Below are 2,252 nucleotides of genomic sequence, written 5' to 3'. Positions count from 1 at the left end.
GGCCGCAGCCGCTTGCCACGGCCCTCGATGATTTCGCCCATGCCGATCCACCCGGCAATGGTGGCCGCGACATTCTCGGCGACGCGCACCGCCGGCGCATGGGCATGGTCGATCGCTTGCGTCCAGTCGTCGGGCTCGTCGACGGCTCCGGCACCGATCGACGGCCACACCTCGACATAGCCCGGCGCATCGGTGCGGATCGCCTTGTGGTTCAGCGGATCGGGGTCGTGGCTGATGCCGCGCCGCACGGTCGGATCGGCAAAGACGCGGTCGACGGCGGCCAGCACATCGTCCGTGGAGCGGAACGACCAGGTCAGCTTGAGGTCGGCGAAGGATGCATCGGCCTCGCGCACCCGCCCGGCGAACAACAGCCGGCTGTCGGCGAAGGAGTCCGGGGCGGCACCCTGAAAGGAATAAATCGACTGTTTCTCGTCGCCGACGGCAAAGACCGTGCGGTGGACCCGATCGCGCGCACCGAAGCCGGCAAAGAATTCTTCCGCCAGCCGCTTCACCACTTCCCATTGATCCGGGCTGGTGTCCTGCGCCTCGTCGAGCAGAATGTGGTCGATGCCCTGGTCGAGCTTGTACTGTACCCACGGGCCGGCATCGGGCCGCGCCAGAAGGTTCACCGTGCGCGTGATCAGGTCGTTGAAGTCGAGAAAGCCGCGGCTGCGTTTCAGCACTTCGTAGCGCGCGATCAGCCAGTCGGCGATGGTCAAGGCCGCGCGTGTGCCCTCCAGCATCCGGAACAGCGCCAGCCGGTCGACGGTCTCCATGATGGCGCCGGCCGCCGAGAGATAGCGCTCGGCCAGGTCCGGCAGCCGGTCGGCCAGCGCCTTCTTGAAGGCCTTTGCCGGATCATAGGGATCGCCATCGGTCTTGAGGAAGGCTCTTGCCAGGAGTTGCAGCCGACGAACGGGATCGCCCTCGGCGAAAGCCTGGCGCGCATAGGGCAGGATGTTGTTCAGCACCGATCTGGCGTCGGTGGCTTCGGCTGCCTGGACAAAGCCGGCAAAATAGTCCGGCAGGAAGCCGGGCAGCGGCCATATCGACGCCGCTATGCCTTCCGCGGTCTGGCCGGGGCGGAAATGGAACTCATCGAACAAGGGCTGGAAGCCGTCGCGCCCGACGGCATCGAGGAAATCGCGCAACCCGTCGCGCTTGCGCACGATCTCGCCGAGCAGGGCGTCGAGACCAGCTTCGCCGCCGCGCTCCAGGACAGTGGCGAAGGCCTCGGCCAGGGCCCTGTCGCCGGCGGCCGAGATCATCTCGCGGCGCGCGGCGGCAAAAAGCGAGGCCTCCATCTGGCTGTCGAGCATTTCGAAATGGGCGGGGATATTGGCTTCCAGCGGGAACTGATGCAGCACGGATTCGCAGAAAGCGTGGATCGTCTGGATCTTCAGCCCGCCGGGCGTTTCCAGGGCCTCGGCGAACAGGCGGCGGGCTCTGCGCATGGTGCCGCGATCGGGCCGGCGCCCCTCCAGCGCCTCGACTTTGGACGCCAGCTCCGCGTCGCCAAGCGTCGTCCACTCCGACAGCGTGGAAAAAACCCGGTTCGACATGTTGGCGGCCGCGGCGCGCGTATAGGTCAGGCACAATATCTTCGACGGGTCGGTGCCGTTGAGCAGCAGCCGGATGACGCGCTGGGCAAGCACATGGGTCTTGCCCGATCCCGCATTGGCCGACACCCAGGCGGAATTGCCGGGATCGGCGGCGCGGGCCTGGCTCGAAGCCGTGTCGGTCGGGATCGGATAGGCTTTCTTCATGCCTCTCCGCCCTCGTCCCCGGCGTCTCCGCCGGCGGACCATTCGAGTACGCGGGCGAGGTGGTCGTAGTCGCCGTCGGTTTCGCCTTCGCGAAACGGCAGCGCGCGCGACAGATAGCCGGTCGCCGGGTCGGCATAATGGATCAGCAGCTTTTCCAGCCGCGCCCAGGCCTCTTCGGCGAGGTCGGCCGCGGTGCGTGGCTGGCGGTTGTGTTCGAGTATGGACTCCTCGAATACCTCGCCATTCGGCTTCAGCCTGATGAAGGCCAGTTGCGACGGCTCGCGCGCCCCCAGATCCTTGAACGCGCCACGCCTCAGCAGCGCGCCTTCCAGCGCCAGTTGCGGCGCCAGCAGCGTATGCGCCTGGGCCTTCGAAGGCGAGGAACCCGTCTTGTAGTCCAGAATGTCGGCCATGCCGCCGGCCAGCGCGTCCGGCGCGCGCGGGTCGGCCACCTCGGAGGAGAAGAGATGCAGGATGGCGTGAAAC

At 67.1% G+C, this 2,252-nt stretch carries 2 protein-coding genes; both read right to left on the bottom strand.

Going from position 1 to position 2,252, the window contains the following annotated elements; genetic code table 11:
• Nucleotides 1-1,766: UvrD-helicase domain-containing protein (locus EOA36_RS33760; protein ID WP_145969466.1), on the bottom strand; the 1,766-nt coding region annotated here is incomplete at its 3' end.
• Nucleotides 1,763-2,252: PD-(D/E)XK nuclease family protein (locus EOA36_RS33755; RefSeq protein WP_189553503.1), on the bottom strand; the 490-nt coding region annotated here is incomplete at its 5' end. The genes EOA36_RS33760 and EOA36_RS33755, both read right to left, overlap by 4 nt.

Origin of the sequence: Mesorhizobium sp. M8A.F.Ca.ET.021.01.1.1 (genome assembly GCF_003998025.1) — a bacterium.
Taxonomy (GTDB): domain Bacteria; phylum Pseudomonadota; class Alphaproteobacteria; order Rhizobiales; family Rhizobiaceae; genus Mesorhizobium.
The sequence above is the reverse complement of the archived record's forward strand: the minus strand, read 5'-3'. Positions and strand labels throughout refer to the sequence as shown.